Here is a 14621-nt window from a genome sequence, read left to right as displayed (position 1 = left end):
GAATCAACCAAGGACTCGAACATGATTCGCTCCCTGTGGATTTCCAAGACCGGGATGGACGCCCAGCAATCGCAGCTGGATGTCATCTCGAACAACCTGGCGAACGTCAACACGACGGGCTTCAAGCGCTCGCGCGCCGTGTTCGAGGACTTGCTGTATCAGAACGTGCGCGAGCCGGGCGCACAGTCGTCGCAACAGACCACGCTGCCTTCGGGCATGCAGATCGGTACCGGTGCGCGCATCGTCGCCACCGAGCGCCTGCACACGCAGGGCAACCTGCAGCAGACCGGCAACTCGACCGACGTGGCCATCAACGGCAACGGCTTCTTCCAGGTGCAGATGCCTGACGGCACGCTGGCCTATACGCGTGACGGCAGCTTCCAGGTCAACGCGCAGGGTCAGCTGGTGACCTCCAGCGGTTACCCGGTGCAGCCGGCTGTGACGATCCCGCAGAACGCCACCAGCCTGACCATCGGCAAGGATGGCGTTGTGACGGTCACCACGCCCGGCGCGGTCAACAACACGCAGGTGGGCACGTTCCAGCTGGCCAACTTCATCAACCCGGCCGGCCTGCGCAGCATGGGCGAAAACCTGTATGCCGAAACCGAAGCGTCGGGCACGGCCAACCTGGCCAACCCGGGCTCGAACGGCGTGGGCGCGCTCAGCCAGAACTACGTTGAAACGTCCAACGTGAACGTGGTGGAAGAAATGGTCAACATGATCCAGACGCAGCGTGCGTACGAGATCAACAGCAAGTCGGTCCAGACCTCGGACCAGATGCTGGAGAAGCTGTCGCAGCTTTGAGCCGACGGCGCAGTCTTTGAGGATGTAGTGCGATGCATACCCCCCCGGTTTATTCGCTCCAGAATGGCGAGCACAGCGGCCGCGCTGTGCCGGCTGTTCGAGTCGTTCGATTGGCCGTGCTCGGCACGGCCGCCTTGCTCGCTACGGCGTGCGGCTTGCTGCCGCCGCCGGCCCCGATCGTGCAGGGTCCGACAACCGCGCGCCCGCCGATGCCGGTGATGGCGCCGCGCCAGAACGGGGCGATTTACCAGGAAGTGGCATCGGGCAGCGGTGGGTTTCGCGGCATGTTCGAAGACCGCCGCGCGCACATGGTGGGCGACACGATCACCATCGTGATCACCGAGAACACAGCGGCCAGCAAGCAGACTTCGGGCAGCGTCAACCGCACCGGCAGCATGAGCGCCTCGGTGCCGACCTTCGCCGGCATGAACGCGGGCGTGCTGTCTTTGCTGGGCGTGTCGGCCAGCGACGCCAACAAGTTCGACAGCAAGGGCGCCAACGGTGCGCAGAACAACTTCACAGCCACGATTACCGTCACGGTGGTGGAGGTGCTGGGCAACGGCAACCTGGTCGTGAGCGGCGAGAAGCAGATGGCCGTGGGCCAGGGCACCGAGTCGATCAAGTTCTCGGGCGTGGTCAACCCCACGACCGTCAACAATCAAAACACCGTGCTGTCCACCCAGGTGGCGGACGCACGCATGGAATATCGCGGCACGGGCTATGTGGCCGAGTCGCAGCAGATGGGCTGGCTGTCGCGGTTCTTCCTGACCGTGTCGCCGTTCTGAGGAATCTGCCATGACTTTGCTTAGAACGAGGTTGTATCGAACCCTTGGCGCGGCCCTGGTGGCACTGAGCGCGATTTCAGCGGTTGTTCCGACCACGGCACACGCTGACCGCATCAAGGATCTGACCACCGTTGCCGGCGTGCGAGACAACGCGCTGATCGGCTACGGCCTTGTCGTCGGCCTGGACGGCAGCGGCGACCAGACCACGCAGACCCCGTTCACGGTCCAGAGCTTCAACAACATGCTCACGCAGTTCGGCATCAACGTACCGGCCGGCGCGAGCATCCAGCTCAAGAACACCGCCGCCGTGGTGGTGACGGCCACGCTGCCTGCCTTTGTGCGGCCGGGCCAGACCATCGACGTGACGGTGTCCTCCATCGGTAACGCCAAGAGCCTGCGCGGCGGCACGCTGCTGCTCACGCCGCTCAAGGGCGTGGACGGCCAGCTCTACGCATTGGCGCAGGGCAACGTGGTGATTGGCGGTGCAGGCGCGTCGGCCAATGGCAGCAAGGTGCAGATCAACCAGCTCGGCGCGGGCCGTATCGCCAACGGCGCCACGGTGGAGCGTGCCGTGCAGGCCACGGTGGGCGAGGCCGGCAGCATCCAGCTCGATACCGGCACGACGGATTTCGGCACCGTGCAGAACATCGTCACCGCCATCAACAAGCAGTTCGGCACGGATACGGCGCAAGCCGCCGACGGCCGCACGATCAACGTGCGCGCACCGGCCCTGGCGTCGGACCGCGTCGGCTTCGTGGCCAAGCTGCAGAATATTGACGTGACGCCGGCGCTGGCCGCCGCGCGTGTGGTGGTCAACGCCCGCACGGGCTCGGTGGTGATGAACCAGCTCGTCAAGCTCGAGCCCTGCGCGGTGGCGCACGGCAGCCTGTCGGTCACCATCAGTACGGACCCGGTGGTGAGCCAGCCCGCGCCCTTCTCGCAAGGGCAGACGGTGGCGGGCGCGCGCTCGAACATTGAGGTCAAGCAGCAAGGCGGCAGCCTTATCAACGTGAAGGGCGGCACCAACCTGGCGGATGTGGTGAAGGCCATCAACGCGATTGGCGCCAACCCGCAAGACCTGATCTCGATCCTGCAGGCGATGAAGGCGGCCAACGCGCTGCGCGCCGACCTGGAAATCATCTGACGCAGGGGAGGCCACGATGAACCCAACCGACCTCACCAGCCGCCTGGCGCTCGATTCCCGAGGGTTCGAGTCGCTCAAGCAAACGGCGCGTACCGATCCGAACGGCGCGGCCAAGACCGTCGCCAAGCAATTCGACGCGATCTTCGTGAACATGATGCTCAAGCAGATGCGCGATGCATCGCCGCAGAACGGGCCGCTCGATTCGTCTTCGAGCAAGATGTACACGTCGATGCTCGACCAGCAGCTGTCGCAGACCATGGCGTCGCGCGGCGTGGGCGTGGCAGACCAGCTTCTGAAGCAGATGCTGCGTCAGGCCAACCATGTGAACCCGGATGCGGGCGGCAAGGTGAATACCGCGCTGTCCAATACGACGGCGACCAATACCGCGCTGCCGGGTGCCGCCAGTGCGACCAGCGATGCCGCCAAGGCCATCGCCCGGTCGTCACTCAACAGCATGGCTGCAGCCGTCGCACCGGGCACCGAAGACGACGGTTCGGGCATCAGCACCGTGCCGCGCCCGGGCCTGGAAGAACGTGTGCAGCGTGCGCTGGCCGCCCTGCGCAAGCAGGCGGATGCGCAGGCGCAGACCCCGAGTGCGCCGCCCGAGGTGGATCTGTCGACGGTGGCATCGGAGCCGCGCGGCGAGCGCATGACCAGCTTCTACAACAAGCTGATCGGCCACGCGTCGCAGGCCGCACAGGAAACCGGCATTCCGGCCAACTTCATGATCGGCCACGCCGCGCTGGAGTCCGGCTGGGGCCGCCGCGAGATCAAGGCAAAGGACGGCACGAACACGCACAACCTGTTCGGCATCAAGGCCGGCGGCTCATGGGCCGGCAAGACTGCCACGGTGACCACCACCGAATACATCGGCGGTGTTGCCCACAAGGTTCAGGAGAAATTCCGCGCCTACAGCTCGTACGCCGAGGCGTTCAAGGATTACGCCAACCTGCTGGCCAACAACCCGCGCTACAGCAACGTCGTGGCAGCCGGCAACGGCAACGATGCGGCGTCGTTCGCCAAGGGCTTGCAGCGCGCGGGCTACGCCACCGATCCGAACTACGCCCACAAGATCATGGCGGTGCTCAAGCAGATCGTCTGAGTGATTTAAGAAGCATATTTTGGCGACGGCGGCCGGCTCAAGTTTGTCCTGAGTCGGCCGATGTTGTTTCTAGAGCTTATTTCGGCGGCTTCGTGCCGCCCGCACCGAGACAACTATGAGCAGCTCCCTCCTGAATATTGGCGCGTCTGGCCTGCGGGTTGCCGATATCAACCTGCAGGTGACCGGCAACAACATTGCCAACGCCAGCACGCCTGGCTATTCGCGCCAGGAAGCCGTGCAGACGGAAAACATTCCGCTGTACGCCGGCGTGGGCTATCTCGGCCAGGGCGCCAACGTCACGACCGTCAAGCGCATCTACGACCAGTTCCTCACGGCCCAGGTGCAAAGCGGCCAGGCCTCGACCAGCGCAGCAGACCAGCTCAACAGCCTGGTGTCGGGCCTGAGCAAATACATGTCGGACAGCAACAGCGGCCTGACTTCGTCGCTCACCAGCTTCTTCAACGCTGCCGATGGCCTGGCCTCCAAGCCCTCGGACACCACCGCGCGCCAGGTCTTCCTGAACGCCGCGGCGGGCCTGCAAAGCCGCTTCAATTCGATTGCCGGGCAACTGAGTTCGCTCAACAACCAGGTCAATACGCAGGTGCAGACGCAGATCAGCTCGGTCAACGGCACCGCGCAGCAGATCGCCTCGTTGAACGACCAGATTTCCAAGGCGGAAGCCTCAACCGGCCAGCCGGCCAATGACCTGCGTGACCAGCGCGACCAGCTAGTCCAGACGCTCAATCAGTCGATCAAGGCGAGCGTGGTGCAGACCGGCGACGGCCAGTTCAACATCTACGTGGGTAACGGCCAGGCGCTCGTGCAGGGCAACAAGAGCTACCAGCTGACGGCGGTGCCGTCGCAGTACGACCCGACGCAACTGTCGGTGGGCTACAAGAGCCCGGGCGGCACGGTCAACATCGACGACAGCCAGCTCGGCGGTGGTGCGCTGGGCGGCCTGATGGACTTTCGCAACAACACGCTCATTCCGGCACAGAACAGCCTGGGCCGTCTGGCCACGGCCGTGTCGGCCGACGTGAACGCGCAGAACAAACTCGGCATGGACGCCAACGGCAAGATGGGCACGGACCTCTTCTCCGTGGCCAACCCGAGCGTCGCGCCCAGCACCAACAACACCGGCAGCGGCTCGCTGACTGCCAGCATCACCAACGCCAATGCGGGGCAGGGCTACGACTACCAGGTCAAGTACCAGGGCGGCGCCTACACCGTTTCGCACTATCCGGACGGCTCCGCCTCCGTAACCGTGTCGAGCTGGCCGACCACGATCGACGGTGTCACGCTCAACCTGTCGGGCACGATGAACAGCGGTGACTCCTTCCTGGTGCGCCCGACCGCCAACGCGGCCGCCACCATGCAGACGCTCACCACTGATTATCACAACGTGGCCGCAGCCTCGCCCGTGGTGCTCAACCAGGGCAGCAACAACACGGGCAGCGCCACGGTGTCTTCACTGGGCGTGGACAGCACGTATGCCGGCTCGCCGCTCACCTCGCCGATCAACCTGACGTACAGCTCGGCCGTTGGCGGCTCCCTGTCGGGATTCCCGGGCAGCGTCACCGTCACGGTGGGCGGCACGTCGACCACGTACGCGGGCGGCACGGCACCGTACACGCAGGGCGCGACGTACGCGTTCAACGGCGTACAGATGACGCTCTCGGGTTCGCCCGGCAACGGTGACACGTTCGCCATTTCGGCCAACACCGCCAACAGCACCGACAACGGCAACGCCAGCGCGCTGGCCAAGCTGCGCAACAGCAACCTGCTGGACGGCGGCACGACCTCGATCGGCTCGGCGTGGAACAACCTCGTCACCCAGGTGGGTGTGCAGGCCAACCGCGCCAGCACCAACCTGACCTCGCAGAAGGCGCTGCTGGCCAGCTCCACGCAACAGCAGCAGTCGGTGTCGGGGGTGAACCTCGATGAGGAGGCGATGAACCTGATGAAGTACCAGCAGGCCTACCAGGCCTCCGCCAAGGTGATGCAGACGGCCAATTCGCTGTTCGCCAGCCTGCTGTCGATTGCCGGCGGCTGATCGGCGCGGCTGAAGAAACCGCCCCGCCTGCCGATAACGTCCTAAAGCCCTTCGTCCGGACCGATCATGCGAGTCAGTAGCGCCCAATTCTTTGCAGCGTCTTCCGCTTCGATGCAGAACACGCAATCGAACCTGCTCACGCTGCAGCAGCAGATTGCAAGCGGCATCGCGCTCACCAGTGCGGGCGACAACCCCAGCGCGTTTGGTCAGATGGCGCAATTGCAGCAAACGCAGGACACCAACGACCAATACCAGTCCAACCGTGACACCACCGACGCGCGCCTGACCAGCGTGTCTTCGGCGCTGACCAATCTGGTGACCACGCTGCAGCAGGGCAAGCAGACATTGGTGGGCGCCAACACCTCGCTGATGACGGAGTCACAGCGCGTTGGTGTGCTGGCGCAGGTCAAGCAGCAGTACCAGCAGCTGCTGTCGACGGCCAATCAGCGCGATGCCTCGGGCGTGGCCCTGTTTGGCGGCGCCAACGGCACGACCGATCCGTTCACCAACACCGGCGGTTCCGTGCAATACGTCGGTAGCGGCCAGCCACCGGTGGTGCAGGTTTCGCAGAACATCTCGATGCCGAATTCGGTGTCGGGCGATTCGGTGTTCGTGCGCATCCCCAACTCGGATGCGTCCAACCCGAACGCCAATCAGAGCATCTTCAAGACGTACGAGAAGCTGATCACGGCGCTGTCGACCCCGATCAACGCTGCCACTCAGGCCACCGACGTCGCCAACCTGCAAAAGGCCGTGCAGACGGCGCAGGGCAATCTCGACAATGCCTATCAGGTCGCCCTGCAAGCGCAGGTGACGGTGGGCACGCAGCAGGCGCAGCTCGCCACGCTCAACAGCAGCGGCTCGAACTACGGCGAGCAGTTGAAGGAGCAGATCTCGAAGCTGCAATCGGTGGATTACACCTCCGCCATCTCGCAGTTCTCGCAGCAGCAGGTGTCGCTGCAGGCCGCACAGAAGACCTTCACGGCCATGCAGGGCATGTCGCTGTTCCAGTACATCAATCCTTGATGCGGCGCGGTCGGGCGGTCGGAGGGCGCGGCGTATCATGTCGGCTCACCTACCGTCAGGACTGGTCATGCCCATCCAGTATCTTCGCCGCCTGACCAGCCCGGAACGCTCAGAAGACGCCAACCGGCGCCTCGGTCAATCGCTGGCCTTCGTGGCGGGCGCCGCCAACGCGGGCGGATTTCTCGCCGTCAAGCAATACACCTCGCACATGTCCGGCATCGTCTCGGCGATCGCCGACGACCTCGTGCTGGGCGACGTTGTCCTTGTGTTTGCGGGCTTTGCTTCGCTGCTGGCGTTTCTGTGCGGCGCGGCGTGTACGGCAGTGCTCGTCAACTGGGGGCGCCGCCGCAGCACGCAGAGCGAATTCGCGCTGCCACTCATGCTGGAGGCCGCGCTGCTGCTGCTCTTTGGCCTGATGGGCACAACGCTCGGGCAATACCGGGTCGTGTTCGTGCCGGCCACCGTGGCACTGCTGTGCTTCCTGATGGGGCTGCAGAACGCCATCATCACCAAGATCTCGAAGGCGGAAATCCGCACCACGCACGTGACAGGCCTGGCCACCGACATTGGTATCGAAATCGGCAAGGCGCTGTATTGGAACCATGGACATCACAATCTGCCGGCCGTGGTCGCCAACCGGCCCAAGCTGCGGCTGCTGGCGTCCCTGCTTGGGATGTTCTTTGTGGGCGGCGTGGTCGGTGCGTTGGGTTTCAGGCACCTGGGCTATACGGCCACGATTCCGCTCGCGTCGATTCTGATGCTGCTGGCGGTGGTGCCTGTGGTGGATGATCTGCTGGCGCGCCGGCGGTAAGCGGGCCCGCGCTGCATCGGTCCGGGCGCGCGCAGCAGCGTTCCGTCAGGCGACTTCCCTCCGGCATACCTCGTGCAGCGTATCGAGACGGCGCACCGGATTGACCACGAACGGATTCGTTTCGTCCCAGGCGTAGCCCGCCAGGATGGCGCTGATCATGCGGCGGATGCCCGGTGAATGTCGCGGGTGGAAGATGATGTCTTGCAACTCGCCCGTGTACCACCGGTCGACGAATGCGCGGAACGTATCGATGCCTTTGCGCAGCGGCTTGTCGTAATCGGCAAGCCAATCGACGGTTTCGCCGTTGAGTTGCCGTACGAGGACGCGCGTCGCCAGGTCCGCCGAGCGCAATGCGATCGTCACGCCTGACGAGAACACCGGGTCCAGGAACTCGCCTGCATTGCCCAGCAACGCATAGCCTGGTCCGTAGAGGCGCTCCACGTTGGCCGCGTAGCCACCGATCTGTCTCACGGGCATCAGAAACGGCGCGTCGCCAATCAGCGCTGCGATATTCGGTTCGGCCTGGATCAGTTTGCGCAAGGTCGCTTCGCGCTCTGCCTCCGGCACGTCGAGGAAGCTCGCTTCGGCCACGCAGCCGACCGACGAGCGGCCGTTGGCCAGCGGGATCATCCAGTACCAGACATCGCGACGTTCGGGGTGAACGGCGATGCAGATCTTGTCGCGATCGGTGCTGCCGGCAGGCAAGGCGTCGCGCACGTGCGTGAACAGCGCCGCACGCGTTGGCATGCGGGATGGCGCTTCAAGATTCAGCAGGCGCGGCAGCACGCGGCCAAAACCGCTTGCGTCCAGTACGAAGCGGGCATGAACGGCATAAGCGTTCCCGGCTTCGTCTTCAACTTCCAGCACAGGCGCATCACCAGGCTGCATCGTGCGCACGGTGTGGCCAAAACGAACGACGGCGCCCTGTTCCGCAGCGCTTCTGATCAGCGTTTGATCAAACACCGCCCGTTCGACCTGATACGTCGTGCCCCAGCCAGCGGAGTGCTTGTCTCGGAAATCGAAGGACGCGTGCTTGTCCTGATGTACGAAATACGCCCCGTTCTTGTATTGGAATCCTGCTTCCACAACGGCTTGCAGCATGCCCGCCTCTTCAAGGTAGGCCATGCTCTGGGGCAGCAGGCTTTCGCCAATCGAGAAGCGGGGGAAATGCTGGCGTTCGAGCACCAGCACATTGCGCCCGGCGCGCTGCAGCAAGGCTGCCGCTACCGCGCCCGAGGGGCCCGCGCCGATGATGGCGACGTCGACGTGTTCGTGTTGATCGATTGCTTGGGGAGTTGTGTGCATTATCGGTTGTGATTATCGTTGTCATGTCGCCGCCGGCCGAGATAACGCGCGAGATTACGTCTTCCCACACGCTTTGAAAACCGGCGTTCGATGTCGGTACAATGCGCCAGCCTTGAAAACCCGTTTTGATTTTCAGACCAACACCGTTCATCCATGGATAGCACGTCAACGCCTGCGCATATCGGATCTTTCGTTCCGGAAACCGCTTTCGGCATCTGGTTTCTGCGCACGTATACGTGGGAGCACCATGTGCTGCGGGTTGCCATCAATGACCTCAAACGTCTGATCACCAAACCACTGTCTGACGCCCCGATCCTGGTGGATGTGGGTTGCGGACAGGGCATTTCCTTTCGGTTGCTGGAGCAAGCGTTTGCCCCGCAACGGATTATCGGTGTGGACTGCCATGCGCCTTCGCTGGAGGCTTCGCGTCGGGCGGCCAGTGCCATCGGCACGCCCGTCGACATCCTGCACGCCGATTGCGCGGCGTTGCCCCTGCCTGATGCCAGCGCAGATATCGTCTTCTGCCACCAGACATTTCATCATCTTGTCGAACAGGAGCGCGCATTGGCGGAGTTCCGCCGCGTATTGAAGCCGGGCGGCGTGCTGCTGTTCGCCGAGTCGACCGACGCGTATATCAAGTCGTGGGTGATCCGGTTGCTGTTCCGTCATCCGATGCATGTGCAAAAGAGTGCGGAAGGGTATTTGCAAATGCTGCGTACCGGCGGTTTCGATTTTGACCAACGTAACGTGTCGCTACCGTATCTCTGGTGGAGCAGGGCAGCGGACTTCGGGTTGTTTGAACGCCTGGGCTTGCACCATCCGAAGCCGGGCAAGCGGCGTGAGACGCTCGTCAATGTCGCCGCTACCAAATTGGCTGCCTGAGGGGCCGCCGGCCGAGTTCCCTGGCCGGCAGCGCCCATGGGCTCCTACTTCTTCAGGGTCACAACCTCACCCTTCAGTGCCACGCCCGACATGAGGGCGCCCGAACCGCAGGTGAACTCCGTGGCGCTCTCAGTCAGTTTATTCTTGTAGTTGCTCTTGATATTGATGACCGCGTTGCCACCCAACTGGCGCGCACGTTCCTGCAGCGCCAGCACGGCGGACAGGAACACATACTGGCAAGCGGCTTCATCGCTGCGGCCGACGCCATTGGTCTTCTTGTTGGTGGCAACCTCGCCCATCGATTTCTCCACCGCTGCATGCCGTTGGCCGGCGAAGACGAGCGCGATATCGCTGCCCACCTTGTCGGAACCTTCGCTCTTGAACGCTGCATCGAGCGAGTACGACTCGACATCGTTGCGGGCAAACGCGGAGGTGCTCATCGTGGCCGCGCACAGCACGGCCAGTATCAATTGGCGTTTCATTCCAGATCCCTCGTAATGGGTGTGAGCGGGGTGCGGATGACGATTGCCGCTTACTTGGCAGACTCGACCGTGACCAGTTCACCGCGCACCCGCAATGCCGCCGATACGCCGCTGACACCGCAGGTGTAATTGTTCTCGTCGTTGCTCTCGGTCGAGTGGAACCACGTCTTGATGTTGATGACAGCATTTGCGCCACGGTCGTGCGCGGCACTTGCGAGCTGGCGCAGGGCATCGGCCAGCGTGGCGTTGCAGATTTCGACCTCGGTGGCCGTTTTGCGCGCCGGGTGGGACGACTTCGTGACTTCACCCAGGCTGGACACCACGGCCGGGTGCGGCTGGCTGCCGAAGTAAAGCGCCACCCCGGGCGCGAATTGCTGCGATTGCAGCACGGGCTGGATCGGGTACGTCACGACCTCGGTGCGCGCGTGTGCGACCTGGGTGAGCATGGCAAGCGCGCTGGCGGCCAGCAGCAGTTGTTTCTTCATTGAGAGCACTCCTGTCTTCTTATTGCGTTGAGAAATTACCAAGGACGGTGTCAGACCATGGCGTCGAACATCAGTCCGGCGCAGCTGCCGCCGAACCCAAATGAAATCGATAGCGCCCGCCCGATACGAGCGGCACGCGACTGGCGCACCAGTGGCAGGCCGCCGACCGCAGGGTCGAGTGTTTCGATACCGGCAGAACCGGCGATGAAGCCGTCTCGCATCATCAGTAAGGTATAGATCGCCTCCTGCGCACCCGCCGCTCCAGGTGGATGTCCGGTGAGGCCCTTTGTGGATGAGAATGGCGGCACGGCGGTACCAAATACGGTTTGCAGGGCAAGCAGCTCCTCCACGTCGCCCGCGGGTGTGGATGGGCCGTGCGTATTGATGTAGTCAGGATGGTGGCCCGAATCATCCACCGCGCCCTGCACCGCGCGCGCAATGCCCGGCGCACGCGGCGACACCATCGAGCCGACGTCGGTGCTTTGTCCGAAGCCGGTCAGTTCCGCGTAGATCCGGGCGCCACGGGCGCGTGCGTGGGTTAGCGATTCCAGAACCAGCATGCCGGCGCCGGAAGCCAGCACGAAGCCGTCGCGTGCCACATCGTACGGGCGCGATGCACGCTCGGGCGCGTTCGCCGGCGCACGCGAGAGCGCGCCCATGGCATCGAAGAACATGGCATAGCTGTCGTGTAACTCTTCCGCGCCACCGGTCAGCATGATGTCTTGCTGGCCCGAGCGGATCCACTGCGCAGCCTGACCAATCGCCAGCGCCGACGTGGTGCACGCCGATGACGGTGAATAGCTGATGCCGCCGAGCCCAAACACCTGCGCAAGGTTCGCGGACACCGTACTGCTCATCACCTGCGGCACGATGTAGGGCGATGCCCGTTCCACACCGCGCGCGCGTACCGCGTCCAGTGCGACGTCGTACGCGGCCAATGCCCCGCTGCCGGAGCCTGCCACCAAGCCCGCGCGCGGCGTCTGCAGCGCCGCCGGGTCCAGACCCGCATCGTCGATGGCGTTGCGTGCGGCGTGGCATGCCATGCGTGCGGTCTCGCCCATGAAGCGTTCGAACTTGCGCGCAAACGGCTGAGCGCCTTCAACCGAGGCCAAGCCGGCGACTTGGCTCGACAGCCCCAGCGCCTGCCAGGCAGGAATGTGCGAGAGGCCCGAGCGGCCGTCGCGCAGCGCCGCAGAGACCCCGTCGAGCGTGTTACCCAGGCAACTGACGATACCCAGGCCTGTCACGACCACGCGTTCGGGTGCCGCAGGAGTGCGCGAAGTGCTAAGCGACATCAGGCAGCGCGCTTGAAGATCAGCGAGGTGTTGATGCCGCCAAACGCGAAGTTGTTGCTCATCACGTGGTCGGTATCAAGGGTGCGCGCGCTGCCCGCGATGTAGTCCAGCGGTGCACAGGCTGGGTCGACGTTCTCGAGGTTGAGCGTGGGTGCGTACCAGTTGCGCTTCATCATCTCGATGGTCCACCACGCTTCAATGGCGCCGCATGCGCCCAGCGTATGACCGATATAGCTCTTGAGCGAACTGATCGGCATCGTGGGCCGGAAGACCTCAGCCGTGGCCTGGCTCTCCGCCACGTCACCCAGGTCGGTCGATGTGCCGTGCGCGTTGACGTAGCCGATGGCGTCTTGCGGCAGGCGTGCATCCTGCAGCGCCAGGCGCATTGCCTGGCTCATGGTGGCTGCCGTAGGTTGCGTCATGTGTGCACCGTCGGAATTGCACCCGAAACCGACGACCTCGGCATGGATGCGCGCCCCGCGCGCACGGGCGTGTTCGTAGTCTTCCAGCACCAGTGTGGCGGCGCCTTCGCCCACGACCAGACCATCACGGGCTTTGTCGAACGGGCGGGGCGTGAGGTGCGGCTCGTCATTGCGCGTGCTGGTGGCGTAGAGGGTGTCGAACACGGCTACGGCTGGTGCGGACAGTTCCTCAGCGCCGCCGGCCAGCATCATCGTCTGTTTGCCGGTCGCGATGGCTTCATAGGCATAGCCGATCGCCTGGCTGCCCGATGCGCAGGCGCACGACGTGGGAATGACCCGGCCTTTCAAATCCCAGAACAGCCCGACGTTGACCGCCGTTGTGTGCGGCATCATCTGCACGTAGCTGTTGGATGTGACGCCCTGCATCGAACCCGTGTCCAGCATGCTGCCAAACGCACGGATGGGCTGCACCGAGCCTGACGACGAGCCATATGCCACGCCCATGCGGCCATCGGAGATGGAGGTGTCTGCGGCCAAGCCTGCATCGGCCAGGGCCAGCTCGCTTGCTCGCACGGCGTACACCGAGACCGGGCCCATCGAGCGCGTCTTCTTGCGCGGGTACTCCGCCGGTGCAGTGAAAGCTGGCAGCGGGCACGCCAGCCGTGCGTGCAGCGTGTCGAAGTAATCCCACTCCGGCATGCGCCGAACGGCATTGCGGCCCTGCTCGATGGCCGACTGGATTTCGCTCCACTCAGAGCCGAGGGCGGTAACGCCGCCCATGCCGGTGACGACAACGCGCTTCATCAGATCATCCCGCCGTTGACACCGATGACCTGGCGCGTGACGTACGACGCTGCATCCGACATCAAAAAGCCCACCACTGCAGCCACTTCGGCCGGCTGGCCGACGCGCTGCATCGGCACCGTCTGAAGCGCGTGGTCAAGGTGTTCGACGTTGGACAGCATCTCGGTTTCGACCAAACCGGGGGCTACGCAGTTGACCGTGATGCTGCGTGAAGCCAGTTCGACTGCCAAGGCCTTGGTTGCACCAATCAGACCGGCCTTGGCCGCGCTGTAGTTCACCTGCCCTCGATTGCCCATCACGCCCGAAACCGATGCGATGGTGACGATGCGTCCGCCCTGGCGCGCGCGCACCATCGGCATGGTCAGCGGGTGCAAGACGTTGTAGAAACCGTCCAGGCTGGTTTCGAGCACGATGTCCCAGTCTTCGTCCGTCAGGGCAGGGAAGGCGGCATCGCGGGTGACACCTGCGCATAAAACGATGCCGTAGTAGGCACCATGCGCTCGGACGTCGGCTTCAAGCTGCGTACGACAGGCGTTGCGGTCGCGTACATCGAACTGGAGCACGTGGGCCTTACCTGCATTCGCGCGCTGCGCCTGGATACCGGCGACAACCGCCTCGGCCTCGTTGCGGCCGCTGCGGCAATGCACCGAGACGTCAAACCCGTCGGATGCGAGCTGATAGGCGATTGCGCGGCCGATGCCACGGCTTGCGCCCGTCACAAGAACACGGCGGCTCATATCGTGAGACTCCCTTCGATGAATGCTTGAAAATCGGTCGGCTGGAAAACCTTGATGACGGCGTTGGCCAGGCGCTGTGCGCCCGCGCTAATTGTGCACTCGTATGCACCATGGCCCTCGGCACCGCGCAACAGCTCGCGTGCCTCCACGCGCAGCGGCTGGCCTTGTTCAAACGCGGGCACGCTGGCCTCGTACTTGCGCGAGCCTAGCAGCACGCCGGGCCGCGCGGGCTGCCCGGCGCGTGTTGAAAGCAGGCCGACATGCGCAGCAATGGCCTGCGCCATCAGTTCGATGCCGATCCACGCCGGCATGTTGCCCTGGGTATCGGCATACCAGGCGGCAGGGTCGACATGGGCAACCGCTGCGAGAAACTCTTCATCCCACGTGTCGACCCCTGCGAGCAGCAACATCGTGCCGCGATGCGGCAGGATCGACTCGATGGGAGCAACGGGAAAAGCAGCGCTCAGTTCGGCATCAGTCATGC

At 64.1% G+C, this 14621-nt stretch carries 15 protein-coding genes; 8 read left to right on the top strand and 7 right to left on the bottom strand.

What is annotated here, in order from left to right; translation table 11 throughout:
* Positions 1-21: 21 nt before the first annotated feature.
* The 7 genes from flgG (at position 22) to CFE42_RS06975 (ending at position 7725) form a co-directional block, all read left to right on the top strand.
* A complete protein-coding gene (gene flgG / locus CFE42_RS07005) occupies positions 22-804 on the top strand; it encodes a flagellar basal-body rod protein FlgG (RefSeq protein ID WP_004631407.1) in 783 nt (260 codons plus the stop codon).
* Between the two features lie 32 nt (positions 805-836).
* On the top strand, positions 837-1589 hold the full coding sequence (locus CFE42_RS07000; RefSeq protein ID WP_004631408.1) for a flagellar basal body L-ring protein FlgH: 753 nt from the start codon (positions 837-839) through the stop codon (positions 1587-1589).
* A 10-nt stretch (positions 1590-1599) separates the two neighbouring features.
* Positions 1600-2733 (top strand): flagellar basal body P-ring protein FlgI, encoded by a 1134-nt coding sequence (locus tag CFE42_RS06995; protein WP_004631409.1) that lies wholly within the window; start codon positions 1600-1602, stop codon positions 2731-2733.
* 16 nt (positions 2734-2749) lie between these two features.
* Positions 2750-3835, top strand: coding sequence for a flagellar assembly peptidoglycan hydrolase FlgJ (flgJ, locus tag CFE42_RS06990; RefSeq protein WP_004631410.1), 1086 nt, complete (start codon positions 2750-2752; stop codon positions 3833-3835).
* Between the two features lie 115 nt (positions 3836-3950).
* Positions 3951-5888, top strand: coding sequence for a flagellar hook-associated protein FlgK (gene flgK, locus CFE42_RS06985; RefSeq protein WP_004631411.1), 1938 nt, complete (start codon positions 3951-3953; stop codon positions 5886-5888).
* Between the two features lie 66 nt (positions 5889-5954).
* Positions 5955-6914, top strand: a complete 960-nt coding sequence (flgL, locus tag CFE42_RS06980; RefSeq protein ID WP_004631412.1) for a flagellar hook-associated protein FlgL — start codon at positions 5955-5957, stop codon at positions 6912-6914.
* A gap of 67 nt (positions 6915-6981) precedes the next feature.
* Positions 6982-7725, top strand: a complete 744-nt coding sequence (locus tag CFE42_RS06975) for a YoaK family protein (RefSeq protein ID WP_004631413.1) — start codon at positions 6982-6984, stop codon at positions 7723-7725.
* 45 nt (positions 7726-7770) lie between these two features.
* Here CFE42_RS06975 and CFE42_RS06970 read toward each other — a convergent pair whose 3' ends face one another.
* Positions 7771-9030, bottom strand: a complete 1260-nt coding sequence (locus CFE42_RS06970) for an NAD(P)/FAD-dependent oxidoreductase (protein ID WP_004631414.1) — start codon at positions 9028-9030, stop codon at positions 7771-7773.
* Between the two features lie 153 nt (positions 9031-9183).
* Here CFE42_RS06970 and CFE42_RS06965 point away from each other — a divergent pair, with 153 nt between their 5' ends.
* A complete protein-coding gene (locus CFE42_RS06965) occupies positions 9184-9912 on the top strand; it encodes a class I SAM-dependent methyltransferase (RefSeq protein WP_004631415.1) in 729 nt (242 codons plus the stop codon).
* Positions 9913-9956: 44 nt separating this feature from the next.
* Here the strand turns inward: CFE42_RS06965 and CFE42_RS06960 are convergent, their stop codons facing one another.
* Genes CFE42_RS06960 through CFE42_RS06935 form a run of 6 tightly spaced genes read right to left on the bottom strand, consistent with a single transcriptional unit; the run spans position 9957 to position 14619 of the window.
* Positions 9957-10394 (bottom strand): hypothetical protein, encoded by a 438-nt coding sequence (locus CFE42_RS06960; RefSeq protein ID WP_004631416.1) that lies wholly within the window; start codon positions 10392-10394, stop codon positions 9957-9959.
* Between the two features lie 50 nt (positions 10395-10444).
* The gene (locus tag CFE42_RS06955; protein WP_004631417.1) at positions 10445-10879 is read right to left on the bottom strand and encodes a hypothetical protein; all 435 of its coding nucleotides are present in this window, start codon (positions 10877-10879) and stop codon (positions 10445-10447) included.
* Positions 10880-10929: 50 nt separating this feature from the next.
* Positions 10930-12174, bottom strand: a complete 1245-nt coding sequence (locus tag CFE42_RS06950) for a beta-ketoacyl synthase N-terminal-like domain-containing protein (RefSeq protein ID WP_004631418.1) — start codon at positions 12172-12174, stop codon at positions 10930-10932.
* Positions 12174-13400, bottom strand: a complete 1227-nt coding sequence (locus CFE42_RS06945) for a beta-ketoacyl-ACP synthase (RefSeq protein ID WP_004631419.1) — start codon at positions 13398-13400, stop codon at positions 12174-12176. The genes CFE42_RS06950 and CFE42_RS06945 overlap by 1 nt, the downstream gene beginning before the upstream one ends.
* Entirely contained in the window at positions 13400-14137 is a 738-nt protein-coding gene (locus CFE42_RS06940) for a 3-ketoacyl-ACP reductase FabG2 (protein ID WP_004631420.1), read from the bottom strand. The genes CFE42_RS06945 and CFE42_RS06940 overlap by 1 nt, the downstream gene beginning before the upstream one ends.
* On the bottom strand, positions 14134-14619 hold the full coding sequence (locus tag CFE42_RS06935) for a hotdog family protein (protein WP_004631421.1): 486 nt from the start codon (positions 14617-14619) through the stop codon (positions 14134-14136). Before CFE42_RS06935 ends, CFE42_RS06940 begins: the two co-directional genes overlap by 4 nt.
* Between the last annotated feature and the right edge of the window lie 2 nt (positions 14620-14621).

It is taken from the genome of Ralstonia sp. PBBBR1 (genome assembly GCF_002256165.1).
Classification (GTDB): Bacteria; Pseudomonadota; Gammaproteobacteria; order Burkholderiales; family Burkholderiaceae; genus Ralstonia; species Ralstonia thomasii.
Note: the sequence above shows the minus strand (reverse complement) of the source record. Positions and strands in the feature narration are given on the sequence as shown.